This window comes from Halomonas heilongjiangensis, from assembly GCF_002879645.1.
In the GTDB taxonomy this organism is placed as follows: domain Bacteria; phylum Pseudomonadota; class Gammaproteobacteria; order Pseudomonadales; family Halomonadaceae; genus Halomonas; species Halomonas heilongjiangensis.
The window spans coordinates 88,770-112,862 of the sequence record NZ_PNRE01000033.1; the positions used below are offsets into that span (position 1 = coordinate 88,770).

Sequence of the window (24,093 nt, forward strand, 5' to 3'; positions counted from 1 at the left end):
ACACACCCTGTAGTGGCTACAGGGTCAAGCGACAACGCTGGGCTATAGCCAGTTCTTGTGCTTGAAGTACAGGTACGGCGAGATGCCGGCAATGGCCATCAGGCCGAGGGCGAAGGGATAGCCGACGGGCCAGGACAGCTCGGGCATGACGTCGAAGTTCATGCCGTAGATGCTGGCGATCATCGTGGGTGGCAGGAAGACCACGGCGGCGATCGAGAAGGTCTTGATGATCTGGTTCTGCTGGATGTTGATGAAGCCCTGGGTGGAATCCATCAGGAAGTTGATCTTGTCGAACAGGAAGGCGGTGTGGGTCATCAGCGTATCGACGTCGCGCTTGACCTCGCGGGCCGTTTCCTGGAGCTCGGCATCACCGCGCAGGTGGCGGATCAGGAAGGACATCGAGCGCTGGGTGTCCATGAGGCACAGACGGATCTTGCCATTGCTATCCTCGAGCTTGGCCAGTTGGTCGATGGCATCCTCGAGGTCGGCGTCATCCTCCTCCAGCACCAGGTGGCTGACGTCCTCGAGCTTGCGGTGAACGTCTTCCAGGGTATCGGCGAGGTTTTCCACCTTCTGCTCGAAGATCGTCAGCATCAAGCTCTGCGCCGAGTCGGCTTCCACCTGGCCACTGCGGGCACGCAAGCGGAGCAGGCGGAAGTCGGCGAGTTCGGTGTCCCGGAAGGTGATCAGCCGTTCGGGCTGCAGGATGAAGGCGACGGTGGTGTTGCCGTGGCGTCCCTCGCTCTGCGACAGGAACAGCGAGTGCACGTGAATGCCGTCGGCGTCGACGAAATAGCGCGCCGATGACTCGATCTCCTCGACGTCGTCGGTGGCCGGCAGTTCATCGGCCAGGAAGGCATTGAGCCGCTCGCGCTCGCCCTCGTCGGGTTCGTGGGCATCGATCCAGGTCGCCTGGGCCAGGCGCTCGGACAGTGGCCGGGTGTCCTCGGTGGCTTCCTGGATGGTCTGGCGATTGAGCTGGAAGGTGCGAATCATCGTCGTCCCTGGTGCGTCTGGTTGGATTTGCCCAGATTAGGTGTTTACGACCATCAGGCCAATCACGATGGTCGAGCCGTCCTCGCGTAACGTCTGGTGATTCGCTGTTGCGGAGCACATACCCTATAGTGACTATAAGGTAGGGCGACCGGAGGCGTGAGGCATGAAGATCGGCGAGCTGGCCACCCGCACGGGGTGCGCCGTGGAGACCATTCGCTACTACGAGCGGGAGGGGCTGCTGCCCGAGCCGGCGCGCAGCCAGGCCAACTACCGGCTCTACGCCGAGACGCACACCCAGCGGCTACGCTTCATCCGCCACTGTCGCGCGCTGGACATGACGCTGGACGAGATCCGCACCCTGCTCGACTACCACGATCATCCGCGCCAGCCCTGCGATGCCGTCAACGGCCTGATCGACGATCACCTGGAACACGTGGAGGCGCGTCTGTCCCAGCTCCAGGCGTTGCGCGAGGCGCTGGTCAGCCTGCGCTCGCGCTGCAGTGGCGAGGCCGACTCCGGCCACTGCGGCATCCTGCAGGAACTGTCCCAGCCGCTGCCGGGCGTGGGATCGGCCGAGCTGGTCGACGACAGTCACGTACCGGGGCCGCATCGCGTCGGCTGAGCCCCTTGAACGATGCCCCCCGGCCAACGGCCGACGGCCGGGGGGCAGGGGGCAGGATGGCGATTCGCCGTCGCGCGGCGGCTTGCACTGTGCCTCACTCCTCGCCGAAGTATTTCTCGTAGATCTCGTCGTAGGTGCCGTCTTCCTTCAGGGTGGCCAGGGCCTCGTTGAAGCGCTCGGCGAGCGCTTCGTCGCGCTGGCGGAAGGCGATGCCGAAGCCTTCACCGAAGTACTCCTCTGGCTCGGTGACCATCTCCCCGACCACCTTGTAGCTGCCCTCGTCGTTGTCGAGCAGGGTGGTCTTGCCGACCACGAACTCCAGGAAGACGAGGTCCAGACGCTGCGCATCCAGGTCCAGCACCATGTCGTCGGCGGTGGAGTAGCGGTTGATCGTCGCGAGGTCGCCGAAGGTGTCGGTGGCATAGTTGTCGTAGGTGGTACCGCGCTGCACGCCGATGCTCTTGCCGGACAGGGCCTCCTCGTTGATCTCCTCCAGCTCGCTGCCGGCCGCGGCGAACCAGGCGCCGGGGATGGTGATGTAGGGGTCGGAGAACAGCAGCGTCTGGCGACGCTCGTCGTTGATGGTCATCGACGACATGATGGCGTCGTAGTTGCGGGCCAGCAGGCCGGGGACGATGCCGTCCCACTCCTGCTCGATCCACTCGCAGGTGATGTCCATCTCGGCGCACAGGGCGTTGCCCAGCTCGATGTCGAAGCCGGTCAGCTCGCCGTCCGCGGTGCGGTACTCCATGGGCTCGTAGGGAACGTCGACGCCGAAGCGTACATGGTCGTAGTCACGGGCCTGGGCGCTCCCGGCGGCCAGCGCCATGCCCAGGATCGTGATGGTCAGCAGTTTCTTCATCTCTTCGGTTCCTCGTTGTCGTTTCTAGCACGCGATGGTGATGTCGAACCTGAATGTAGCGCAGCCGTTTCGGGGGTGAAATGCCCGCGGCAACGACGTTTCCAACGTTCGTTTGACGCCGTCGATTCAGGCAGGTTTCAGGTGAGCGAGCAGGCGTTTCTCCAGGTAGCGGAAGAAGTAGAGGATGGCGAAGGTCAGGCAGAGGTAGATCGCCGCCACGAACAGGAAGGCCTCGAAGGGGGCGTAGAAGCGGGCATAGACGAAGCGCGCCGCCCCGGTGAGGTCCATCAGCGTCACCACGCTGGCGATGGCGCTGGCGTGGAGCATGAAGATCACCTCGTTGCCGTAGGCCGGCAGGGCACGGCGGAAGGCGCTGGGCAGGATGATGCGCCGCATCATCAAGGCCTGGGACATGCCGTAGGCCCGTGCCGCCTCGATCTCGCCGCGGGGCGTGGCCTTGATCGCGCCGCGGAAGATCTCGGTGGTATAGGCCGCGGTGTTGAGGGTGAAGGCGATCAGCGCCGGGTAGAAGGCCTCGCGCAGGATCGGCCACAGGAAGGTCTGCTGGATGCCGTCGAAGAACACCACCCCGTAGTAGATGATGTAGAGCTGGATCAGCAGCGGCGTGCCGCGGAACACGTAGGTGTAGGCGTAGATCGGCAGGCTGATCCAGCGATGGCGCGAGCTGCGCCCGATGGCCAGCGGGATCGCCAGCACCAGGCCGATCACCAGGGAGAGAAACACCAGCTGGCTGGTGGTGACCAGCCCCGTCCAGTAGTAGCCCAGGGTCTGGGGCGTGAAGATGACGTTGCCGGCGAGCAGGTCATTGAACCAGGTCGTGAGGTTGTCCATGTCAGTGCTCCCCGAAGCCGACGTCGTAGCGCTTCTGGAGTCGAGCGAAGAACCACTCCGAGACGCTGGCGATCAGCAGGTAGATGGCGGCCACCGGCAGCAGGAAGGTGAAGGGCTCGTGGGTGGCGCGGGAGGCCTCGGCGGCGATGCGCACCATGTCGGAGAGGCCGATCACCGAGACCAGCGCCGTGGTCTTGAGCAGCACCATCCAGTTGTTGGAGAGCCCCGGCAGGGCGTGGCGCATCATCAGCGGGAAGCGGATGCGGCGGAACACCAGCCAGTTGCTCATGCCGTAGGCCTTGCCGGCCTCGATCTGGCCGTGGTCCACGGCCATGAAGGCGCCGCGGAAGGTCTCGCCCATGTAGGCGCCGAAGATGAAGCCGATGGTCAGCGCCCCGGCGGCGAAGGCGTTGAGGTTGACGTACCAGTCGACGCCGAAGCGGTCGTAGAGGGCATCGGTGGCGAGGTTGAGCACCATCTGCCCACCGAAGAACAGCAGCATCATCAGCACCAGATCGGGCACCCCGCGGATCAGCGTGGTGTAGAGGGTGGCGACCTTGTGCAGCAGCCAGTTGCGCGACATCTTGGCGCTGGCGGTCAGCAGCCCCAGCACGATGGCGAGTGCCAGCGAGAGGATCGCCAGCTGGATGGTGACCCCGGCGCCCTCGAGCAGCCGCGGGCCATAGCCGTGAAGATCGAACATCTCGGTTCCCTTCCGTGCGTGGGTGTCAGCAGGTGTACATCGTTGCCGATGCCTCAGTATTTGGGCGCCAGGAACTGCTTGAGGCGCGGCGACTGCGGGTTGCCGAGCACCTCGGCGGGAGGACCGACTTCCTCCACCAGGCCCTGGTGCAGATAGATCACCTGGCTGGACACGTCCCGGGCGAAGCTCATCTCGTGGGTCACCACCACCATGGTGCGGCCCTCGGCGGCGAGGTCACGCATCACCTTGAGTACGTCGCCGACCAGTTCCGGGTCGAGCGCCGAGGTGGGCTCGTCGAACAGCATCACCTCCGGGTCCATGGCGAGCGCCCGGGCGATGGCGCCGCGCTGTTGCTGGCCGCCGGACATCTGGGCGGGGTAGGCGTCGGCGCGTGCGGATAGCCCCACACGCTCGAGCAGCGCCCGGGCCTGCTCGATGGCCTCCTTCTTCGGCTTGCCGAGCACATGGACCGGGGCCTCGATGACGTTCTCGAGCAGGGTCATGTGGGCCCAGAGGTTGAAGCTCTGGAACACCATGGAGAGCTTGGCACGCATGCGCACCACCTGCTTCCAGTCGGCGGGCTCGCGCCCATGCCGCGTCTGCTTGAAACGGATCTCCTCGCCGTGGACGAGCAGGTCGCCCTCGTCGGGCTGCTCGAGCAGGTTCATGCAGCGCAGGAAGGTACTCTTGCCGGAGCCGGAGGCTCCGATCAGGGTGATGACATCCCCCTTGCGGGCCTTGAGTGACAGGCCCTTGAGGACTTCGGTGTCGCCGAAGCGTTTCTTGATGTTGCGCACTTCCAGCGGGATCGGGGTATCGGCCATGGAACGGGCTCCGGGTCAGGTAAGGTCGCCATGGGCGACGCGCCGGCGGGGGCGAGGGGCGCGAAAAGGGGGCGATTCTAACAGTCCGTCGGGCATTCGGCAGCGGTGCATTGCCGCGCCAGCATTCGACTTTGGTATGATTTTCGATGGTTCATCATCATGATGTTTTCTCCATATTGTTGTAGTTTTTCAATTTTTTCGTCTGCGGATACGCATTTCGGCCACAGGATCCGGTGGTTGGCGATCAGGCCTCCGGTGCCGGCGCGGGGCTGACCAGCAGGGCCGCCCGGGCCCCCAGCTCGACCCTGGCATTGGGAAAGACCACCCGCAGGGGCCTCTCGCCGACCCGGGTGTCGCCGGCCCGGGCGTCCTCGGCCAGCAGGGTGCCGGGGGCGAACTCGGTGAAGTTGGGCGTGTCGTCGGGAAAGCAGAGCCGGAACGCCTCGGCCTCGCGCATCAGTTCATGCTCCACCCGGAAGAAGGCCATCCTCTCGGGGTCACCGGTGGGCGGCTCGCGTCCGGCGACCAGTGACTCGAGCAGCCGCCCCATGGGGGCCAGGGCCGCCAGGTCGTTGTGGCCGAAGGGCAGGGCGCGCCCGAGCTCGAGGGTGAAGGCCTGGGCCCCATGATAGTGCTTCGAGTAGTGGGAGAAGGTCCAGCTGTGGCGATGCTGGTGCAGCACCGCCTGAATGCCGGCGGCGGCGAACCAGCGCCACTGCTCGGGGGACACGGCGGTCTCGGCGAAGGGGCTGACCACGAAGCGCGGGTAGCGGCTGTCGCGGATCGCCGTGTGCAGGTCATAGTGCAGGGGGGAGCCCCGGCGCGACGGGCCGGCGTGACGGGCATGGAAGGCGTCCACGGCGGCCATCAGCTCCCGGGCCCGGTCGGGCTCCATCCCCGTCGCATCGATATCGCGGCGAAACAGCCGATTGAGGTTGGTGTCCACGTAGCGCTCGGCACGGCGGATCGCCTCGAGGTTGCCGAGGACCACCAGCACCGGCGCGCCCAGCCGCATGAGCCCCGCCTCGAGTCGCGCCAGGCACTCGCCCAGCAATTCGATGGGCGCGGTCTCGTTGCCGTGGATGCCGACCGAGAGCACGCAGGCCCGGGCTGATTCGGCCGGCACGTCGGGGGTGAGTTCGAGCAGGCCGGGGCCGAGCAGCCGGTAGTGCCCGCCGGGTACCCGGCCTCGCTCGGTGGCCCGGTCGCCTGCCAGGCTGTATTCGATCCACTCACTCAGCATGGTCGCCTCGCTCTGACGGCTCGGCGCGCCGGTCGCAATGGAATGGTCGAATAGCGTGCATGGAGTACCCGTCGTGGTCTTGTGTGGTCTGGCGACACCTTCACTGACGGCGTGACGGCTTCACAAGCCCCGGGGTCGGTCTGGTGAAAACGCGGGTGCGATATTGAAACTCGGCGGATCACGCTGTGACCTTTGCCCGATGGGGAAGGGCACGCCGACGGGCTAGACTGTCGGCGCCCCGAATCGCCAGGACATCGCCATGACCGACCATGCCAGCCGCCTCAACGCCCACTATGATGCGCTCGCCGTGGCCGGTGGTGGAGGCCTGCTCCGGCGACTGCGGGCCGCCTTCCGCGCCGCCGGCTGCGACCCGGATCGTCTGACCCTCGAGGCGATCGCCGGCATCGATCAGCTGCACCTGGGGGGCCGCGCGGCCAGCCGTTCGCTGGCAGCGCTCGCAAGACTCGGGCCCGGCGCGCGGGTGCTGGACGTGGGCTGCGGCACCGGCGGGGCGAGCCGGTTGCTGGCGGCGGAGGTTGGCTGCGAGGTGATCGGGGTGGACATCACCACGGCCTTCGTGGTGGTGGCCGAGTGGCTGAGCGCGGCCACCGGCATGGCCGAGCAGACCCGCTTCCTGTGTGCCGATGCGGCCCACACTCCGCTGCCCGATGCCGGCGTCGATGCCATCTGGTGCCAGCATGCGCTGATGAACATGCCGGACGTGCCCGGCGTGCTGGCCGAGTGGCACCGCCTGCTGGTGCCCGGGGGGCGGGTGCTGCTCCACGAGGTGGTGGCCGGCGACAACCCCGAGCCGCTCGCCTTGCCGGTGCCCTGGGCGCGTACCCCGGCGACCAGCCATCTGCAGCGGCGCGAGGCCCTGGAGGCGAGCCTGGCGGGCGCGGGATTCTCGCCCGTGTGCGTGCGTGACGTGACCGAGGCGGCGCTGGCCTGGCGGCAGAAGCACACCCGCCGGGAGGCAGGCGAGGAGGCCGGCCGCGTACCGCTACCCGGGCCGGCGCTGATCTTCGGCGACACCTTCGTCGAGATGGGGCGCAACCTGCGCGACAACCTGGCCGCCGGCAAGGTGGGGATCCTCGAGGGCGTGTGGCGACGGGCCAGTGCCCCGCCCGTGAAACCGGGCGGGGCACCGTCGGTGACGGGGCGGCTATCAGCCGGCGATGCGCTCGGCGATGGCGCGGCCCAGGGTCTCGGTCGTCCCGTGGCCGCCGGCATCCGCGGTCAGCACCGCCGGGTCGGCCTCGGCGAGTACTGCCTCGAAGGCATCGACGATGGCCTTCCCGGCCTCCTTGTGGCCCAGGTGCTCGAGCATCATGGCGCCGGACCAGATCTGGCCGATGGGGTTGGCGATCCCCTTGCCGGCGATGTCCGGGGCGCTGCCGTGAACCGGCTCGAACAGGCTCGGGAACTTGCCTTCCGGGTTGATGTTGGCCGAAGGGGCCACGCCGATGGTGCCGGTGCAGGCCGGGCCCAGGTCGGAGAGGATGTCGCCGAACAGGTTGCTCGCCACCACCACGTCGAACCAGTCGGGGTGCATGACGAAGTTGGCGGTCAGGATGTCGATATGGAACGCATCGACGTCGACGTCGGGATAGTTCGCACTCATCGCCTTCACGCGCTCGTCCCACCACGGCATGGTGATGGCGATGCCGTTGGACTTGGTCGCCGAGGTGAGCTTCTTTCGAGGGCGGGTCTGGGCCAGGTCGAAGGCATACTTCAGCACCCGGTCGACACCCACGCGGGTCATCACCGTCTCCTGGATCACCACCTCGCGGTCGGTGCCCTCGAACATCTTCCCGCCGACGCTGGAGTACTCGCCCTCGGTGTTCTCGCGCACCACGTAGAAGTCGATGTCGCCGGGCTGGCGATCGGCCAGCGGGCTCTTGATGCCCGGCAGCAGCTTGCAGGGGCGCAGGTTGATGTACTGGTCGAACCGGCGGCGGAACTGCAGCAACGAACCCCACAGCGAGATGTGGTCCGGTACCTTCTCCGGCCAGCCCACGGCGCCGTAGAAGATGGCGTCGAAGCCCTTGAGCCGGTCGAACCAGTCGTCGGGCAGCATCTTGCCGTGCTCGAGGTAGTAGTCGCAGCAGGCGAAGTCGAAGTGCTCGAGGGTCAGGTCGATGTCGAAGCGCCTGGCGGCGGCTTCGAGTGCCCGCAGGCCTTCGGGCATCACTTCGGTGCCGATGCCGTCGCCGGGAAGCACCGCGATACGATGGGACATGAAACGTCTCCTGAGGGTGGACATGATCGGGTAGCCCCAGTCTAGTCCGTGATCGGGGGGAGATAATCGGGCTATAGTGCAATCCATTGTTGAGTGAAAGTGGAGGATGCCGTGGCCCAGCTCGACGACCTGACCTTCTTCCAGCACCTGGCCCATGCCGGCAGCCTCACCGCCACGGCCCGTGCGCTGGGGTTGTCGCTGTCGGCGGTGAGCAAGCGCCTCAAGCAGCTCGAGGGGCGGTTGGGCGTGGAACTGGCCAGCCGCACCACGCGCCGCTTGACCCTGACCCCCGAAGGAGAGCGTTACCTGGCCCGCGGGGCCGCGATTCTCGAGGAGTTGCTCGAGCTCGAGGAAACCCTGGGCGAGCACCAGGCCGAACTCTCCGGCCCCCTGCGGATCAACTCCACCTTCGGTTTCGGCCGCCGCCATGTGGCACCGCTGCTCTCCGCGTTCTGCCGCGACCACCCCGGCATCGTGGGGGGGCTGGAGCTCTCCAGTTTTCCGCTGAGCCTCGGGGATCAGGCCTTCGACATCGGCATCCGGGTGGGCGAGCCACCGGATTCGCGGCTGGTGGCGCGGCGGATCCTGGCCAACCGCCGGGTGCTGTGTGCCTCGCCGGCCCTGGTGGCGCGCTTGCCGAGGCTGTCGACCCCGACCGACCTGGCCGGCCGCCCCTGCCTGCTGCTGCGCGAGAACGACAGCGACTTCGCCGTGTGGCGGTTCCAGCGACGTGGTCGCCCGGCACAGGAGCAGGCGGTGAAGGTCGCCGGCCCGCTCGCCAGCAACGACGGCGAGGTGATCGTGGGCCTGGCACTGGACGGGCACGGCATCGCCCTGCGCTCCTGGTGGGACGTGCACCCGCACCTGGCCAGCGGTGCCCTGGTCGAGCTGCTGCCGGAGTGGCGGGGGGTACGGGCCGATTTCCATGCGGTCTACCAGCAGCGGCGCCACGTGCCGGCGCGCATCCGGGCGTTTGTCGCCTATCTTGAACAGGAGATGGCCAACAGGGTGCCGCGCCTGCCGGATGCTGCCGCGACGGCCTGAAGTGGGGAGTCGCCGTGAAGGTGCTGATGTTCACCAATACCTATCTGCCCATCGTCGGCGGGGTGAGCGAATCGGTGCAGCGCTTGAAGCGCCGGCTACAGGACGCCGGGCACCGGGTGCTGGTGGTGGCGCCGCGCCTGGCGGGGCAACCCGCCGAGGAGCCCGATGTGGTCCGGGTGGCGGCGGTGCAGCATTTCAACGGCAGCGACTTCTCGCTGCCGATACCGCTGCCCGGCCAGCTCTTCGACGAGATCGAGACCTTCGAGCCGGACATCGTGCATGCCCATCACCCCTTCCTGCTGGGGGGAACCGCGGCTCGGGTGGCGGAGACCTATGGGCTGCCGCTGGTGTTCACCCATCACACCCTCTACGAACACTACACCCACTACGTGCCCGGTGACTCGCCGCGCATGCGGCGTTTCGCCATCGCCCTGGCCACCGAGTACACCCGCCTGTGCGATGCGGTGATCGCCCCCAGCGAGAGCATCCGCGACCTGCTGCTCGAGCGTGGCGCCAATCCGGAGATCAGCGTGGTACCCAGTGGCGTCGATACCCTGCGCTTCGTCATGGGGAACGGGAGCGGCCGGCGCGAGCGCCTTGGGATCGCGCCCGAGGCTTATGTCGTCGGCCACTTGGGGCGCCTGGCCCGGGAGAAGAACTTGGCGTTCCTGGCCGAGGCGGTCGCGTGTGCCCTGGCCGTGTTGCCCGAGGCGCACTTCCTGGTGGTCGGCGAGGGTGAGGCCCGCCGTACCATGGCGGAGATCGCCACGGTACGGGGCGTGGCCGCACGTTTCCATTTCACCGGCAGGCTGGAGGGGCAGGCCTTGATCGATGCCTACCATGCCATGGATGTCTTCGCCTTCTCCTCCCACAGCGAGACCCAGGGCATGGTATTGGCCGAGGCCATGGCGGCGGGACTGCCGGTGGTAGCCGTGGCGGCCCCCGGTGTGTGCGAAGTGGTGGTCGACGGGCACAACGGGCGGCTGCTCGCCGAGGACGACGCCGCGGCGATGGCCGCGGCGCTGATCGATCTCGCCGGGGTCGAGCGGCGGGCGCCCCTGGGCGAGGCGGCGCTGGCGACCGCCGCGGCGTTCGATGAGGCATGCTATGCCGAGCGTTGCCTGGTGGTCTATCGTCGGGCCATGGCGTGTCGCCCCCCCTTTGCCCAGGTCGACGACCGCGGCTGGGAGCGGGTGCGCAGCCGGCTGGGGGCCGAGTGGCAGCTGCTGCGTCATCGCGGACGCTTGCTGAAGCATCTGGTGCAGGAGGAGTAGCGCGCCCGACCCGTCAGTCCGCCGGCCGCCGCGCCAGCGGGTCCTGGCGAAAGTAGCGGGCGAGGAGATCGTAGAGCGCCGGGTAGGCCTGGTGCAGCACGTCGGGGGCGGTGAAGAAGTGCTCGCAGCACACCGCGAAGCACTCGCCGGGGTGGCTGGCGGCGTAGTCGTCGATGGGCGTTTCCTCGCCGCGCTCGAGCCGTGCCTGGAGGTCCTCCCACACGCCCATGAACACCCGGTGCCAGTCCCGCGGGTCGATGTCGCGGGGCAGCGGAGGGAAGCCGTCCACGTCGAGCGAGTTGCCCAGGTCGAGCTTGTGGGCCAGCTCGTGGATCACCACGTTGAAGCCGTTGAAGTCGCCGCTCTCCATCAGGTCGGGGAAGGCCACCACCACCGGGCCCTGGGAGGAGGTCTCGCCGGCACGCTCATCCTCGTAGGCATGCATCACACCGAACTCGTCCATCTCCTCGACCTGACGCCGGAAGGCCTCGGGCAGCACCAGGATCTCGTGGACCCCGGTGAAGGCCTCGTCGTGTTCCATCTCGCTCCAGCCCAGGGTCAGCAGGCACGCCTGGGCGGCCAACGCCAGCTGGGCGGGCAGGTCGAAGGGGGTGGTCTCGGCGAGCTCCGGGTGCAGGCTGAGTCGCTTGGCATGCAGGAAGCGCCAGGCTCGCCGGCCGAGGCGTCCTGCCTCGTCGTCGGGTAGCGCCGCCAGCAGCGGCAGGCGCGAGCGGGCCTCCTGCCAGGCCTCCCCGGGGAAGGGGTGGCGTGCCTCGAAGCTCCTGGCTCGCCAGCGACGCAGGTGGCCCAGCATGGTGTCAGCCCTCCTCCAGAGTCGCCCCGGGTGGCCGGCCCCCGGACTTCCATGACCAGTCACGCCAGCGCAGGTCGAAGAGGTCCTTGCGGCGATCCTTGAGGTTGGTCACCGAGCCTTCGGCGCGCACCACGGTGAGCCGCGTCAGGTCCAGGTCCGAGAACATGATCATCTCGGTGTTGGGGGTGGTCTCGGAGAGCACGGCGTCGTGGGGGAAGGCGAAGTCCGAAGGCGAGAACACCGACGATTGGGCGTACTGGATGTCCAGGTTCTTGATCGAGGGCACGTTGCCGACGCTACCGCACAGCACCACGTAGCACTCGTTCTCGATGGCCCGGGCCTGGGCACAGTGGCGCACCCGCAGGTAGCCGTTCTTGGTGTCGGTCCAGAACGGGACGAAGAGGATGTCCATGTCCTGGTCGGCGAGCAGCCGCGAGAGTTCCGGGAATTCCACGTCGTAGCAGATCTGGATGCCCACCCGGCCGGCATCGGTATCGAAGACCTGCAGCTCGTCGCCTCCCTCGATCACCCAGTCGCGACGCTCCTGGGGGGTGATATGCAGCTTGGCCTGGCGCTCGATGTCCCCGTCGCGGTGGCACAGGTAGGCGATGTTGTAGAGGCGGTCGTTCTCTCCCACCTCGATCATCGAGCCGGCGATGATGTTGATGTTGTAGGAGACCGCCATGCGCGACAGCTCGGTCTTGAACTGCTCGGTGAAGCCGGCCAGGTAGCGGACCGCCTCCATCTGGTCCTGCTGGGTGGCCCGGTCCTGCAGGCCCATCAGCGGCGCATTGAACAGCTCCGGGAAGACGGCGAAGTCGCTCTGGTAGCCGGAGAGCGCATCGACGAAATACTCCACCTGCTGGAGCACCGCCTCGACCGAGTCGAACTCACGCATCTGCCACTGCACGGCGCCGACCCGCACCTGGGTGGGACGGTTCTCCAGCACCCGTTCGGCGGGCTCGAAGAGGATGTTGTTCCATTCCAGCAGGGTGGCATAGCCCTGGGACTTCTCGTCCTCCGGCAAGTACTTCCTCAGCAGGCGCTTGACCTGGAAGTCGTTGGCCAACTGGAAGGAGAGGATGGGGTCGTGGATCTCCTTGCGCGCCACCTTGTCGAGGTATTCGGCCGGCGAGAGCTCGTGGGCGTGCTCGTGGTACTGGGGGATGCGCCCGCCGGCGAGTATCGCTCGCAGGTTCATCGAACGGCACAGCTCCTTGCGCGCCTCGTAGAGGCGCCGGCCCAGGCGGTAGCCGCGATAGTCCGGATGGATCAGCACGTCGAGCCCATACATGGCGTCGCCGTCCGGGTCGTTGAGGATGGTCTCGCGCTTGCCGATCAGGTCGTCGTAGCGGTGCGGGTTGGAGAAGGTGTCGTAATCGACCAGGGCCGTCAGGGCCACGCCGACGATGATCTCGTCGTCCTCGATGACGATCTGCCCATCGGGAAACTCCTTGATCAGCTTGTCGATGGTGGGCCTCGGCCAGGCGCCGCCGATGTCGTCGTAGACCCGGTCCATCAACGCCTGGAGCTGCGGGTAGTCGTCCGGGGTCAGGTTGCGCAGGTTCAGATGCAGATCGTCGAGGGACATGACGCGTCGGTTCCTGGTCAGGGTGAAGGGCGAATTCTAGCATGCCCGTGAGAGTCGCCGGCTGTCATGCCCCGGCTGGCGTGTCGCCGCCATGACGGCGTCATCGGGTTGTCACCCGGCGCATGGAAGATGCCCGCAAACCGATGAATCACCGGCTACGCTGTTCAAGGGAGGACGAGGTGAACGGCATGTCGCCCTTCCCCGGGCATCCTGGTAACGAGCACGCCATGCACGACGACAAGCACAATCACCAGCGAATCCGGCTAGAGGCGGTGAGCAAGGCCTGGAGCGGGCAGACGGCCGTCGAGCGGATCTCCTTCGAGGTGGCGCCCGGCGAGTTCGTGATCCTGCTCGGCCCCTCCGGCTGCGGCAAGTCGACCACCCTGCGCATGATCGCCGGCCTCGAGCAGGCCAGCGCCGGCCGCATCCACATCGGCGAGCGCGACGTCACCGACCTGCCACCGGGAGACCGCGGCATCAGCATGGTGTTCCAGTCCTATGCGCTCTTTCCCCACCTCAGTGTGGCCGACAACATCGTCTTCGGTCTACGCAGCCGCAAGGTGCCCAGGGCCGAGCGCCAGGAGCGGCTGACCCGGGTGGCTCGACTCGTCGACCTCGAGGCCTACCTCGCGCGCAAGCCGGCCCAGCTCTCCGGCGGCCAGCGCCAGCGGGTCGCCCTGGCGCGGGCGATCATCTCCGAACACCCCATCTGCCTGATGGACGAACCGCTCTCCAACCTCGACGCCCGGCTGCGCGGCGAGATGCGCCGCGAGATCAAGGCCCTGCAGCGGCGACTCGGCATGACGGTGATCTACGTCACCCACGACCAGGTCGAGGCCATGAGCATGGGGGACCGGGTGATCCTGATGGAGGCGGGGTGCATCGTCCAGGACGGTACCCCCGGCGAACTCTACAACCGGCCGGCCACGGCCTTCGCCGCGAGCTTCATCGGCAGCCCGGCGATGAATTTGGTGGCGCTCTCCGCCGCGGCCGACGGCGCCGTCATCGACGGCGAGCCGCACTGCTCCATCGCCTCCCACGAGGCCAAGGGCCACCTGCTGGGCGTGCGCCCCGAGGACATCGCCATCCTGCCCATTGAGGCGCCCGGCGTACCGGGCGAGGTGATCGATGCGGAGTATCTCGGTGCCGACAGCATCGTGCGTCTCAAGGTCGGCAGCCAGGAGCTGCGGGCCCGGATCGACGGCGTGCCCGAGGTCGGGGCGGGATCGCCCTGCCGGCTGCAATGGCCCCCCTCGGCGGCACACTTCTTCAGTACTGGAGACGGGCAACGCCTGGCACTCCAGGGCTATGACCTCGCCGCGGGCCCCGGCCGGCTGGCGCAGAAGCAATCCATGCACAGAAACGAGGCCCGGACCTCGCCCACTCAAGCAGGGAACGACTCTCCAGGAGTTAACCGATGAACGCGCGAAACTCATTCCCCAAGGGCAAGCTCAAGAGCAGTGGCCTGGCCGTGGCCGGCCTGCTGGCCGCCGGCTCGCTGCCCGCCCAGGCGCAGACCGAACTGACGATGTACTACCCGGTGGCGGTGGGCGGCGCCTTGACCGATGTGATCGACGGCCTGGTGGCCGAGTTCGAGGCCGAGCATCCCGACATCTCGGTGGATGCCATCTACGCCGGCAACTACGACGACACCCGGGTGCGGGCGATGTCGGCCATCGAGGCCGGCAACCCGCCGCAGCTCTCGGTGCTGTTCTCCATCGACCTGTTCGACCTGCTGGAGCAGGACGCCATCGTCGCCTTCGACGAGGTCATCGAGACCGACGAGGAGCGTGAGTGGCTCGACGGCTTCTACCCGGGACTGATGGAGAACGGCCAGATCGACGGCCAGACCTATGGTATTCCCTTCCAGCGTTCGACCATCGTGCTCTACTGGAACAAGGAGGCCTTCGAGGCCGCCGGACTCGACCCGGACACACCACCGGAGACCTGGGAGGAGATGGCCGAGATGGCTGCCGCGGTGCGCGAGGCCAGCGGCGGCGAACAGTGGGGCGTGATGGTGCCTTCCACCGGCTACCCCTACTGGATGTTTCAGGCCTTCGCCTTCCAGAACGGTCATCGGCTGATGAACGAGGAGGGCACCGAGATCTACTTCGACGACCCTGCCGCCATCGAGGCGCTGGAGTACTGGGTGGCGTTGACCCAGGAGCACGAGGCAATGCCCGACGGTACCATCGAGTGGGGCACCCTGCGCCAGAACTTCCTCGAGCAGTCCACCGCCATGATGTGGCACAGCACCGGTAACCTCACTGCGGTGCGAGGCGAGGCCTCCTTCGACTTCGGTGTGGCCATGCTGCCCATGAACACCCAGCGCGGCAGCCCCACCGGCGGCGGCAACTTCTACCTGTTCAAGGACAGCAGCGAGGAGGAGCAGCGCGCGGCGATGACCTTCATCCGCTGGATGACCGATCCCGAGCGTGCGGCGGCCTGGTCCATCGAGACCGGCTACATGGGCGTCAGCCCTGCCTCCTACGAGACCGAGGCGCTGCGCGACTACGTCGAGGCGTTTCCGCCGGCGGCGGTGGCCCGCGACCAGCTCGAGCACGCCACCGCGGAGCTGGCCACCTACCAGGGCGGCCGCGTGCGCCGGGCGCTGGACAACGCCGTGCAGGCGGCGCTGACCGGTCAGATGAGCCCCGAGGAGGCACTCAAGCAGGCCCAGGCGGAGGCCGATGCGGCCTTGCGGCGCTACGCGCGCTCCCGCTGAGGAAACGCTGACAAATGGCTGCGCGAGCGAATCGCTGCGTTGCGCGGTGCTCGGAATCCTCACCTATACCCCATAGGCTCCGGTTCCTGTGCTCCGTGCGCCTTGCGCTTCATCTCGCTCGCCTATTTGTGCAGCGCTTCCTTTCGTGGACTCAACAAGGAGAGGCAAAGAGGAGCGGGGGCAAGCCATGGTGATCCACAACGCCGACCGACGCATGCAGATCTACGGCGCGCTGTTGCTGCTGCCGGCGGCGGTGTTACTCGGCACCTTCGCCTATCTGCCGACCGTGGCGACGCTCATCAACAGCTTCTTCCTGCCCGGCTTTCGCGGGGCGCCGCCGGAGTTCGTCGGGCTCGAGAACTACGCCATGCTGGTCGAGGATCGCACCTTCTGGCGGGTGGCGCGCAACAACCTGATCTATGCGCTGGGTACCATTCCCACCTCCATCGCCCTGGCGCTGGGCATGGCGCTGTTCGTCAATGCCCGACTGCCGGGGCGCGGCCTGGTGCGCATGGCCTACTTCACGCCGACCATCCTGCCGATGATCGCTGCGGCCAACATCTGGATGTTCTTCTACGCCCCGCAGATCGGCCTGTTCAACAAGCTGCTCGGCGCGCTGGGCATGTCCGGCATCAACTGGCTGGGTGACCCGGGTGTGGCCCTCACCTCGGTGATCGCGATGACGGTGTGGAAGGAGGCCGGCTTCTTCATGATCTTCTACCTGGCGGCGCTGCAGAGCATCCCGCCCGAACTCGAGGAGGCCTCGGTCCTTGAGGGCACCAGCCGCTGGAGCTTCTTCTGGCGGGTGACCTTCCCGCTGCTGATGCCGACCACCCTGTTCGTGCTGATCAATGCGCTGATCAATGCCGTGCGGGTGGTCGATCACCTGTTCATCCTGACCAAGGGCGGGCCCAACAACGCCACCAACCTGCTGCTCTACTATGTCTACGAGAACGCCTTCTCGTTCTTCGACCGCACCTACGCCGCCACCATCACCGTGGTGATCCTGCTGGTGCTGGCGGTGGTGGCCACGCTCAAGTTCACTGTGCTCGACCGCAGGACGCACTATCAATGAACCAGACCACGAGCCCCACGACCGGACGACTCGCCATGCGGGTGCCCAGCCTGGAGACCACCGCCGCCTGGCTGCTGGCGGTCATCTGGATCTTCCCGCTCGTCTACGCGGTATGGGCCGCCTTCCATCCGCCGGCCTACATGGTGCGCTTCGACCTGTTCGCGCCGCTGACGCTGGACAACTTCGCCAACGCCTGGGCCCAGGCGCCGTTCGCCCGCTACTACCTCAATACCTTCCTGCTGGTCACCGGCGTGGTGCTGGCGCAGTTCGTCGTCTGTACCCTGGCGGGCTTCGCCTTCGCCCGCTTCCCCGTTCCCGGCCGCGACATCCTGTTCATGCTGGTGCTGATCCAGCTGTTCGTCTTCCCCGAGGTGCTGATCGTCGAGAACTACCGCATCGCCAGCGGCCTGGGGCTGGTCGACACCATCACCGGCATCGGTCTGCCGTACGTCGCCAGCGCCTTCGGCATCTTCCTGTTGCGCCAGACCTTCAAGACCATCCCGCGTGAGCTGGAGGAGGCCGCCAGGGTGGAGGGCTGCGGCTGGATGGCGATCCTGCTCAAGGTCTACGTGCCCTTGGCCAAGCCCACCTACCTGGCCTACGGCCTGGTCTCGATCAGCCACCACTGGAACAACTTCCTGTGGCCGCTGGTGGTGACCAACTCGGTGGAGAGCCGCCCGCTGACGGTGGGGCTCGGCATCTTCTCGGCGCCGGAAACCGGCGTCAACTGGGCTACCGTCAGCGCCGCCACCCTGCTCAGCATCGCCCCGCTGCTGGTCGCCTTCCTGCTCTTCCAGCGCCAGTTCGTGCAGTCGTTCCTGCGCGCGGGGATACGCTGAGCCGTCGTCACGCACGGTGACCCTGGCAAGGTCGTCGGCTTTGCAATACTCGAGGAGTCGGTTAACTTGTCGCCGGACTGCTGCAGCGCCATGGCGCTGCCGGTGATGGCACGGTTGGAGTCTGAGCAATGGTTGTTCTTTTGCGACGCAGGGTGATGGGCTGCCTTATCGGGCTGGTCCTGTCCCTGGCGGGCGTCATGGACGCCGCAGCCAGCAGCCAGGCCGTTGGCCAGAGAGGCGTCATCATCGTCGGCGGCGACCACAACTACCCACCTTACGAGTTCATCAACGAGGAGGGGCAGCCGGACGGCTACAACACCGACCTGACCCGGGCGATCGCCGAGGTGATGGGGATCGATGTCGAGATTCGGCTGGGGAACTGGGCCGAGATACGCCAGCTCCTCGAGGCCGGTGAAATCGACGTGGTGCAGGGGATGGCCTATTCACCCGAGCGTGCCGAACTGTACGATTTCGCGCCTCCCCATGCCATCGTTCACCAGTCGATCTTCGCTCGCAAGGGGCAGGCGTCTATCACCGACTTGCAGGAGCTTCGGGGCAAGGAGGTGATCGTGCAGGAGCGCGGCGTCATGCACGACCTGATGTTGCAGAACGACATTGGCGCCCAGTTGTTTCCGGCGGAGGCCCACGCCGATGCCTTGCGGATGCTGGCATCCGGCAAGCACGACTATGCGCTGGTGGCGAACCTGCCGGGGCTCTATCTCGGCCGGGAGCTGGAACTCTCGAACATCGAGCCAGTGGGCAGGACCTTCGGTGCGCGGCGTTACGGCTACAGCGTTGTCAAGGGCAACGAGGAGTTGCTGGCTCAGTTCAGCGAAGGCCTGGCGATTCTCAAGAATACCGGACGCCAGCAGGCGATCTATGACCGGTGGCTGGGCCCGCTCGAGAAGTCGGGAGTGGCATGGAAGAAGATCGGCCAGGGTGCCGCAGTGGTATCGGCGGTGTTATTGCTGGTGCTCGGGGGGATCGTCATCTGGAATCGGATGCTCACCCGCGAAGTCGCCCGACGCGCGCAGGAACTGCAACTCCAACAGCAGAAGCTGATCCAGGCTGACAAGATGACCTCCCTGGGGGTGCTGGTCTCGGGGGTTGCCCACGAGATCAATAATCCCTGTAGTCTGGTGCTGATGAACCTGTCGATGCTCAAGGAGGTGCTGCGTGACAGTGAGGAGGCATACGAGGCGTTTTTTCAGCAGCATGGCGATTTTGTGCTTGGCCACTTACCCTACAGCCGGATGAGAAAAGAGATACCGAGGATGTTGGAGGATATCTCCAGCGGGGCCCAGCGTATCCGTCGGATCGTCGATGACCTGCGTGATTTCGCCCGGCAGGGGCCGGTCGACCTGAGCGAGTCGGTGGATCTCAATGACGTGGTGGCCGCCGCCATCCGCCTGGTCGACAGCACTATTCGCAATTCCACCGACCATTTCCGGGTCCGCTACGACGAATCGGCACCGCGATTCCGAGGCAGCGCCCAGAAAATCGAGCAGGTGGTGATCAACCTGATCGTCAATGCCTGTCAGGCGTTGGACTCCCGCGATAAAGCCATCTCCGTGACAATACAATACGAGGCTGCCAAGGGACTGTTGCGTCTCGAAGTGCGGGATGAGGGACGCGGTATCGAACCGGAAAACCTCTCGCGGCTCAGCGATCCCTTCTTTACCACCAACCGGGAACAGGGCGGCATGGGGCTTGGCCTATCGGTATCCCTGAGTATCGTACAGGAGCATGGTGGTACGCTGGATTACGATTCCGAACCCGGTAAAGGGACGCGCGCCGTTCTTTCATTACCGATCAATCCGGGAACTTTACCGAATGAGCAGTAATCTCTATCCGGCCTTCGGCGTTCTGCTGGTCGACGACGAGGCCTCGTTCCTACGCAGTTTCAGCCTGATATTGGAGACTCAGGGAGGGATCAACCATCTCTACCAGTGCCAGGACAGCCGCGACGCGATGCAGGTTATCGTCGAGAATCCGATCGGGCTGGTGCTGCTCGACCTGACCATGCCACACCTGTCCGGTGAAGCGTTGCTGCAGCAGATCGTCGAGGAGCACCCGGATATTGGCGTCATCATCATCAGTGGGCTGAACCAACTGGAAACCGCGGTTAACTGTATTCGCCTAGGTGCCTATGACTATTTCATAAAAACGACGGAGGAGAACCGCCTGCTCGATGGCATTCACCGGGCGATCCGCATGCAGGAAATGCGGCTGGAAAACCTGGAGATGCGCCGGCGGTTTCTCAGCGATACGCTGGATCGGCCGGAGGTGTTCGCCGACATCATTACCCGTGACAAGGGCATGCGTTCGGTGTTCCAGTACCTCGAGACGGTGTCGGCAAGCAGCCAGCCGGTATTGATCACCGGCGAGAGCGGGACCGGCAAGGAGGCGATCGCCCGGGCCATCCACACGTTGAGCGGACGCCGTGGACCGCTGGTGTGCGTCAATGTCGCCGGCCTGGACGATAATATCTTCGCCGACACCCTGTTCGGTCATCAGCGTGGCGCCTTTACCGGCGCCGACAAGGCTCGGGCGGGCATGATCGATCAGGCCGGTGGTGGCACCCTGTTGCTGGACGAGATAGGCGATCTCAGCCTGGCTTCACAGGTAAAGCTGCTGCGGCTGTTGCAGGAGGGGGAGTACTATCCCCTCGGCAGCGACAGGCCCAAGCGTATCCATGCCCGGGTGCTGGTGGCTACCCATCAGGACCTGGACCAGAAGCAGCGTGACGGCGAGTTCCGCAAGGATCTCTATTATCGCTTGCGTACTCACCAGGTGGAGTTGCCACCGCTGCGTCAGCGCCAGGGTGACATCCCGCTGTTACTGGATCACTTCCTCGCCGAAGCCGCCGAGGACCTGGGCCGGAGCAAGCCTCCGGTACCCAAGGAGCTGGTGGCACTGCTACGCAACTATGCCTTTCCCGGCAACGTCAGGGAGTTGCGCGCCCTCTGTTTCGATGCCCTCGGCCGCCATCGTGGGAGCGTGCTGTCAATGGATGTGTTTCGCCAGGCGGTCGGACAGGAAGGCGCGATACTGGAGTCCGAAGCGGACCCTGCAATGCCCCTCTTCGCTCCCGATCAGCCGTTGCCGACCCTGCAGGAAGTCGCGGATATGCTGGTGGCCGAGGCGATGGAGCGGGCGCAGGGCAATCAGTCCCGGGCCTCGCGTCTGCTGGGTATTTCCCAGCCGGCATTGAGCAAGCGACTGAAAAAATCCCAGTCGTGATGAGTTGGCATCGATCACTATAACCAGGGTTATAGTTATAACCCTGGTTTTTTTATTTTATAACTCATTGAAAGTATAGCTGATATTCAGGAGTCGGTGTGCCGTTCCATTCCCCTGGTTATACCTTCCCGGTCGACGTCTCCGTCATTCACTCATCAATTTAATCTATTTAAAACAATATCTTATCCTCTGTTCTCGTGGGCTGGCATTGTTCTTGCCAAGTGACGGTCTGGGATCGGGCTATGACGGGCCACTCACTGGCCCGCTGCGCCGCCGCCTGTCGCCCAGGCTGGTTGACCACAACGATAACGGAAGAGAAAACCAATGGAACATGCAACGTTAGAGACACCTCGTGCCGGTTTCTGGAGCAAACTGGCACTCTGGAAGAAGATCCTGATCGGCATGGCCCTCGGGATGCTGGTGGGGGGGCTTCTGGGCCCCGATGCCGAGCTGTTGAAGCCGATCGGCACGCTCTTCCTCAACGCCATCAAGATGCTCATCGTGCCGCTGGTGTTCTGCTCGCTGGTGACTGGCGTCACCTCGATGCAGGACACCCGCAAGCTGGGGCGCATCGGCCTTAAATCCCTGGTGCTCTATCTCGGCACCACGGCCGTCGCGATCAGCATCGGCCTTGGCATGGGCACGCTCTTCGCAACGGGCGAAGGCGTCAATATGGCGGCGGCCGACAGCGCGCCTGCCGCCGGCGAGGCGCCTACCCTGGTCGAGACGCTGCTCAACATGATTCCGACGAATCCGGTCGATGCGCTGGCGACCGGCAACATCCTGCAGATCATCGTCTTCGCCCTGGGATTGGGCATTGCGCTGAACCTGTGCGGTGAGAAGGCGAAGCCGGCGGTGCAGGTGTTCGAAAGCCTGGCGGAAGGCATGTACAAGCTGACCGAACTGGTGATGAAACTGGCACCCTACGGCGTGTTCGGCCTGATGGCCTGGGTGGCCGGCACGTACGGCATGGACATCCTGCTGCCACTGATCAAGGTGGTTGCCGTGGTCTATCTCGGCTGTGTCATTCACGTGATGGTGTTCTATACCGGCCTGGTCAGTGTCCTGGGGCGTCTGAATCCGGTGCGCTACCTCAAGGGCCTGATCAATCCGGCTGCGGTGGCCTTCACCACGACCAGCAGCGCCGGGACCCTGCCGGCTTCCATCAAGGCCGCCGGGGAGGAAATGGGCGTCTCCAAAGGGGTCTCCAGTTTCGTACTGCCGCTGGGTGCGACCATCAACATGGACGGTACCGCGCTCTACCAAGGGGTCTGTGCATTGTTCATCGCCCAGGCCTTTGGCGTCGACCTGGCGTTCTCCGACTACCTGCTGATCATCATGACCTCCACTCTGGCGTCGATCGGTACGGCCGGCGTACCGGGCGCGGGCCTGATCATGCTGTCCCTGGTGCTGACAACCGTCGGCCTGCCGATGGAAGGACTGGCGATCATCGCCGGTATCGACCGCATCCTGGATATGGCCCGTACCACCGTCAATGTCTGTGGTGACCTGATGGTGTCGGTCCTGGTCGGCAAGAGCGAAAACGAACTCGACGAAAGCATCTACAACCGTTCGCGCCCCGCCACCCAGCCCAGCGCTGCCTGATTCACCCAAGGGGGATGCACGTTACGCCGTGCATCCCCCCACGTTCACCTTCCCTGGCACCCATCCGGCACCCTGCTCGGCATCGCTCCGCTGCTGGCCGCCTTCCTGCTCATCCGGCGTCACGTGCGGTGATTTCCTAATCGGTGATGGAGTCCCTGCTTGCCCGCCGCAGCGGCCGGGTCAGCGTCTGGGCCATGATCACCCCGGCCAGCACCAGCACGCCGCCGACGAAGTGGAACAGCGCGATCTGCTCGCCGAGGAAGGCCATGGCGATCAGGGCGCTGAACAGCGGCATCAGGTTGATGAAGATGCTGGCCTGGCTGGCGCCGATCTGGCGGATGGCGCGCATCCACAGGAAGGTGGTGACGATCGAGGCGGGAATGCCGGCGTAGAGGATCAGCCAGACGTTGTGGCCGTCGACCGGGGTCATGGGGCCCATCAGGTAGCCGGGCAGCAGGAAGAGGGTGGCGAAGACGGCCTGCAGGTAGAGCACCACCCAGGGCGGCAGGTCCAGGGGCCAGCGCTTGAGCATCACGCCGTAGAGCGCATAGCAGGTGGCGGCCACCACCATCAGCGCATCGCCGAGGGCGACCCGCAGCTCCAGCAGCGAGAGCGGGTTGCCGCGGCCCAGCAGCACGGCGACGCCGAGCAGCGCCAGCACGCCGCCCAGGGTGCCGCCGAGGCTCGGTGCCTCGCGCAGGATCAGGGCGCTGAGCAGCACGGTGAGCAGCGGTACCATGGCGGCGAGGATGCCCATGTTGGTGGCCGAGGTGGTCTCGGCGGCCACGTAGGCCAGGCCCTGCCACAGGGCCATGCCGAGCAGACCCAGCACCGCCAGCTTGGGCCAGGCCCGGCGGATCGCCTCGCGATGGCGCCAGGCGACGGGCGCCAGGAAGGGCGTGAGCACGGCCAGCGCCAGTACCCAGCGCAGGAAGGCGATGCTGCTGGGGGCGATGGTGCCCACGGTCAGTTGGTTGATGGTCATGTTGCCCGACCAGATCAGCACGGCGCCGAGCGGGGGCAGGAAGGTGAGCAGCGGCATGGTGACCTCTAACGTGCAAGAGCCCCGATACGGTCGGGGCTCTCGAGCCTTGCATACAAGAGGCCGATGATACGCGGCAATTGATGAGGACGCTAATGAGGTCAGCGCAGCTGGCTATCCTTGCTGCCGCGGCGGTTGTAGCCGCTGAAGGCGGTCCGCTGCTTGTCGCGCTCGCTCTGGCAGGCGATGCACAGCCGCACGCCCGGGACGGCCTCGCGGCGGGCCTGGGGAATCTCGTCGCCGCACTCCTCGCAGTGCTTCAGGCTCTCGCCCCGTGGTAACTCGCTGCGCGCCCGCTGCAGCGCGTCCTCGATGGTGCTGTCGATCTGCTCCTGCACGGCACCGTCCCTCGACCAACCTCCAGCCATGATGTCGTCTCCTTCGGCTCTCGATGAGCCGTCTACCGATCCTGACAGTCTGGGCTATCCGAACGGTTAGGACCACTCCTCCCGGTCCCGTTTCGCCGGGCCCGGGGGAGCACGTCGTGTCAATGACGC

Annotated in this window: 21 protein-coding genes and 1 pseudogene; 11 read left to right on the plus strand and 11 right to left on the minus strand. The window is 65.9% G+C overall.

The window, feature by feature from the left end; all coding sequences use genetic code 11:
* Positions 1-42 precede the first annotated feature (42 nt).
* A complete protein-coding gene (gene corA, locus C1H66_RS07210) occupies positions 43-996 on the minus strand; it encodes a magnesium/cobalt transporter CorA (RefSeq protein WP_102627222.1) in 954 nt (317 codons plus the stop codon).
* Positions 997-1,159: 163 nt separating this feature from the next.
* Between corA and cadR the strand changes: the two genes are divergently transcribed.
* Positions 1,160-1,618, plus strand: coding sequence for a Cd(II)/Pb(II)-responsive transcriptional regulator (cadR, locus tag C1H66_RS07215; RefSeq protein ID WP_102627223.1), 459 nt, complete (start codon positions 1,160-1,162; stop codon positions 1,616-1,618).
* Between the two features lie 94 nt (positions 1,619-1,712).
* Here cadR and C1H66_RS07220 read toward each other — a convergent pair whose 3' ends face one another.
* The 5 genes from C1H66_RS07220 to C1H66_RS07240 all read right to left on the minus strand — a co-directional run bounded on the left by C1H66_RS07220 (position 1,713) and on the right by C1H66_RS07240 (position 6,102).
* The gene (locus C1H66_RS07220; protein ID WP_102627224.1) at positions 1,713-2,480 is read right to left on the minus strand and encodes a transporter substrate-binding domain-containing protein; all 768 of its coding nucleotides are present in this window, start codon (positions 2,478-2,480) and stop codon (positions 1,713-1,715) included.
* A 126-nt stretch (positions 2,481-2,606) separates the two neighbouring features.
* The gene (locus C1H66_RS07225) at positions 2,607-3,332 is read right to left on the minus strand and encodes an ABC transporter permease (protein ID WP_102627225.1); all 726 of its coding nucleotides are present in this window, start codon (positions 3,330-3,332) and stop codon (positions 2,607-2,609) included.
* Position 3,333: 1 nt separating this feature from the next.
* The gene (locus C1H66_RS07230; protein ID WP_102627226.1) at positions 3,334-4,035 is read right to left on the minus strand and encodes an ABC transporter permease; all 702 of its coding nucleotides are present in this window, start codon (positions 4,033-4,035) and stop codon (positions 3,334-3,336) included.
* Between the two features lie 53 nt (positions 4,036-4,088).
* Positions 4,089-4,859, minus strand: a complete 771-nt coding sequence (locus C1H66_RS07235) for an ABC transporter ATP-binding protein (RefSeq protein ID WP_102627227.1) — start codon at positions 4,857-4,859, stop codon at positions 4,089-4,091.
* Between the two features lie 244 nt (positions 4,860-5,103).
* Positions 5,104-6,102: a succinylglutamate desuccinylase gene (locus tag C1H66_RS07240; RefSeq protein WP_102627228.1), complete on the minus strand. Its 999-nt coding sequence runs from the start codon at positions 6,100-6,102 to the stop codon at positions 5,104-5,106.
* A gap of 259 nt (positions 6,103-6,361) precedes the next feature.
* Here C1H66_RS07240 and C1H66_RS22570 point away from each other — a divergent pair.
* Positions 6,362-6,961: pseudogene (locus C1H66_RS22570) on the plus strand (class I SAM-dependent methyltransferase); the annotation flags it as partial.
* A 309-nt stretch (positions 6,962-7,270) separates the two neighbouring features.
* Here the strand turns inward: C1H66_RS22570 and C1H66_RS22575 are convergent.
* Positions 7,271-8,344, minus strand: a complete 1,074-nt coding sequence (locus C1H66_RS22575) for a tartrate dehydrogenase (RefSeq protein ID WP_146010696.1) — start codon at positions 8,342-8,344, stop codon at positions 7,271-7,273.
* A 111-nt stretch (positions 8,345-8,455) separates the two neighbouring features.
* On the opposite strand from C1H66_RS22575, the gene C1H66_RS07250 reads away from it, so the two are divergent.
* Positions 8,456-9,388, plus strand: a complete 933-nt coding sequence (locus tag C1H66_RS07250; protein ID WP_102627264.1) for a LysR family transcriptional regulator — start codon at positions 8,456-8,458, stop codon at positions 9,386-9,388.
* Between the two features lie 14 nt (positions 9,389-9,402).
* Positions 9,403-10,662: a glycosyltransferase gene (locus C1H66_RS07255; RefSeq protein ID WP_102627229.1), complete on the plus strand. Its 1,260-nt coding sequence runs from the start codon at positions 9,403-9,405 to the stop codon at positions 10,660-10,662.
* A gap of 13 nt (positions 10,663-10,675) precedes the next feature.
* Here C1H66_RS07255 and C1H66_RS07260 read toward each other — a convergent pair whose 3' ends face one another.
* Positions 10,676-11,476, minus strand: coding sequence for a M90 family metallopeptidase (locus C1H66_RS07260; protein WP_102627230.1), 801 nt, complete (start codon positions 11,474-11,476; stop codon positions 10,676-10,678).
* Positions 11,477-11,480: 4 nt separating this feature from the next.
* A complete protein-coding gene (locus tag C1H66_RS07265) occupies positions 11,481-13,067 on the minus strand; it encodes a bifunctional GNAT family N-acetyltransferase/carbon-nitrogen hydrolase family protein (protein ID WP_102627231.1) in 1,587 nt (528 codons plus the stop codon).
* A 188-nt stretch (positions 13,068-13,255) separates the two neighbouring features.
* On the opposite strand from C1H66_RS07265, the gene C1H66_RS07270 reads away from it, so the two are divergent.
* The 7 genes from C1H66_RS07270 (at position 13,256) to C1H66_RS07300 (ending at position 22,554) form a co-directional block, all read left to right on the plus strand.
* Positions 13,256-14,488, plus strand: a complete 1,233-nt coding sequence (locus tag C1H66_RS07270) for an ABC transporter ATP-binding protein (protein ID WP_370741324.1) — start codon at positions 13,256-13,258, stop codon at positions 14,486-14,488.
* The gene (locus tag C1H66_RS07275) at positions 14,485-15,792 is read left to right on the plus strand and encodes an ABC transporter substrate-binding protein (protein ID WP_102627233.1); all 1,308 of its coding nucleotides are present in this window, start codon (positions 14,485-14,487) and stop codon (positions 15,790-15,792) included. Before C1H66_RS07270 ends, C1H66_RS07275 begins: the two co-directional genes overlap by 4 nt.
* Before the next feature lie 187 nt (positions 15,793-15,979).
* On the plus strand, positions 15,980-16,867 hold the full coding sequence (locus tag C1H66_RS07280) for a carbohydrate ABC transporter permease (RefSeq protein WP_102627234.1): 888 nt from the start codon (positions 15,980-15,982) through the stop codon (positions 16,865-16,867).
* The gene (locus tag C1H66_RS07285; RefSeq protein ID WP_102627235.1) at positions 16,864-17,706 is read left to right on the plus strand and encodes a carbohydrate ABC transporter permease; all 843 of its coding nucleotides are present in this window, start codon (positions 16,864-16,866) and stop codon (positions 17,704-17,706) included. The genes C1H66_RS07280 and C1H66_RS07285 overlap by 4 nt, the downstream gene beginning before the upstream one ends.
* Positions 17,707-17,834: 128 nt before the next feature.
* Positions 17,835-19,550: a transporter substrate-binding domain-containing protein gene (locus tag C1H66_RS07290; RefSeq protein WP_240618241.1), complete on the plus strand. Its 1,716-nt coding sequence runs from the start codon at positions 17,835-17,837 to the stop codon at positions 19,548-19,550.
* Positions 19,540-20,949, plus strand: coding sequence for a sigma-54-dependent transcriptional regulator (locus tag C1H66_RS07295; protein ID WP_102627236.1), 1,410 nt, complete (start codon positions 19,540-19,542; stop codon positions 20,947-20,949). The genes C1H66_RS07290 and C1H66_RS07295 overlap by 11 nt, the downstream gene beginning before the upstream one ends.
* Positions 20,950-21,273: 324 nt before the next feature.
* The gene (locus C1H66_RS07300; RefSeq protein ID WP_102627237.1) at positions 21,274-22,554 is read left to right on the plus strand and encodes a dicarboxylate/amino acid:cation symporter; all 1,281 of its coding nucleotides are present in this window, start codon (positions 21,274-21,276) and stop codon (positions 22,552-22,554) included.
* Positions 22,555-22,690: 136 nt separating this feature from the next.
* Here the strand turns inward: C1H66_RS07300 and C1H66_RS07305 are convergent, their stop codons facing one another.
* Positions 22,691-23,596 carry a DMT family transporter gene (locus C1H66_RS07305; RefSeq protein WP_102627238.1) on the minus strand — a complete coding sequence of 302 codons (906 nt, stop codon included), beginning with the start codon at positions 23,594-23,596 and terminating at the stop codon, positions 22,691-22,693.
* Positions 23,597-23,697: 101 nt separating this feature from the next.
* The gene (locus C1H66_RS07310) at positions 23,698-23,964 is read right to left on the minus strand and encodes a DksA/TraR family C4-type zinc finger protein (protein ID WP_102627239.1); all 267 of its coding nucleotides are present in this window, start codon (positions 23,962-23,964) and stop codon (positions 23,698-23,700) included.
* Positions 23,965-24,093 lie beyond the last annotated feature (129 nt).

Bases quoted from the DNA above. Each gene is read 5' to 3' on its own strand.
- corA (WP_102627222.1), bottom strand. From the start codon at position 996: ATGATTCGCACCTTCCAGCTCAATCGCCAGACCATCCAGGAAGCCACC.
- cadR (WP_102627223.1), top strand. From the start codon at position 1,160: ATGAAGATCGGCGAGCTGGCCACCCGCACGGGGTGCGCCGTGGAGACC.
- C1H66_RS07220 (WP_102627224.1), bottom strand. From the start codon at position 2,480: ATGAAGAAACTGCTGACCATCACGATCCTGGGCATGGCGCTGGCCGCC.
- C1H66_RS07225 (WP_102627225.1), bottom strand. From the start codon at position 3,332: ATGGACAACCTCACGACCTGGTTCAATGACCTGCTCGCCGGCAACGTC.
- C1H66_RS07230 (WP_102627226.1), bottom strand. From the start codon at position 4,035: ATGTTCGATCTTCACGGCTATGGCCCGCGGCTGCTCGAGGGCGCCGGG.
- C1H66_RS07235 (WP_102627227.1), bottom strand. From the start codon at position 4,859: ATGGCCGATACCCCGATCCCGCTGGAAGTGCGCAACATCAAGAAACGC.
- C1H66_RS07240 (WP_102627228.1), bottom strand. From the start codon at position 6,102: ATGCTGAGTGAGTGGATCGAATACAGCCTGGCAGGCGACCGGGCCACC.
- C1H66_RS22575 (WP_146010696.1), bottom strand. From the start codon at position 8,344: ATGTCCCATCGTATCGCGGTGCTTCCCGGCGACGGCATCGGCACCGAA.
- C1H66_RS07260 (WP_102627230.1), bottom strand. From the start codon at position 11,476: ATGCTGGGCCACCTGCGTCGCTGGCGAGCCAGGAGCTTCGAGGCACGC.
- C1H66_RS07265 (WP_102627231.1), bottom strand. From the start codon at position 13,067: ATGTCCCTCGACGATCTGCATCTGAACCTGCGCAACCTGACCCCGGAC.
- C1H66_RS07270 (WP_370741324.1), top strand. From the start codon at position 13,256: ATGTCGCCCTTCCCCGGGCATCCTGGTAACGAGCACGCCATGCACGAC.
- C1H66_RS07275 (WP_102627233.1), top strand. From the start codon at position 14,485: ATGAACGCGCGAAACTCATTCCCCAAGGGCAAGCTCAAGAGCAGTGGC.
- C1H66_RS07280 (WP_102627234.1), top strand. From the start codon at position 15,980: ATGGTGATCCACAACGCCGACCGACGCATGCAGATCTACGGCGCGCTG.
- C1H66_RS07285 (WP_102627235.1), top strand. From the start codon at position 16,864: ATGAACCAGACCACGAGCCCCACGACCGGACGACTCGCCATGCGGGTG.
- C1H66_RS07290 (WP_240618241.1), top strand. From the start codon at position 17,835: ATGGTTGTTCTTTTGCGACGCAGGGTGATGGGCTGCCTTATCGGGCTG.
- C1H66_RS07295 (WP_102627236.1), top strand. From the start codon at position 19,540: ATGAGCAGTAATCTCTATCCGGCCTTCGGCGTTCTGCTGGTCGACGAC.
- C1H66_RS07300 (WP_102627237.1), top strand. From the start codon at position 21,274: ATGGAACATGCAACGTTAGAGACACCTCGTGCCGGTTTCTGGAGCAAA.
- C1H66_RS07305 (WP_102627238.1), bottom strand. From the start codon at position 23,596: ATGCCGCTGCTCACCTTCCTGCCCCCGCTCGGCGCCGTGCTGATCTGG.
- C1H66_RS07310 (WP_102627239.1), bottom strand. From the start codon at position 23,964: ATGGCTGGAGGTTGGTCGAGGGACGGTGCCGTGCAGGAGCAGATCGAC.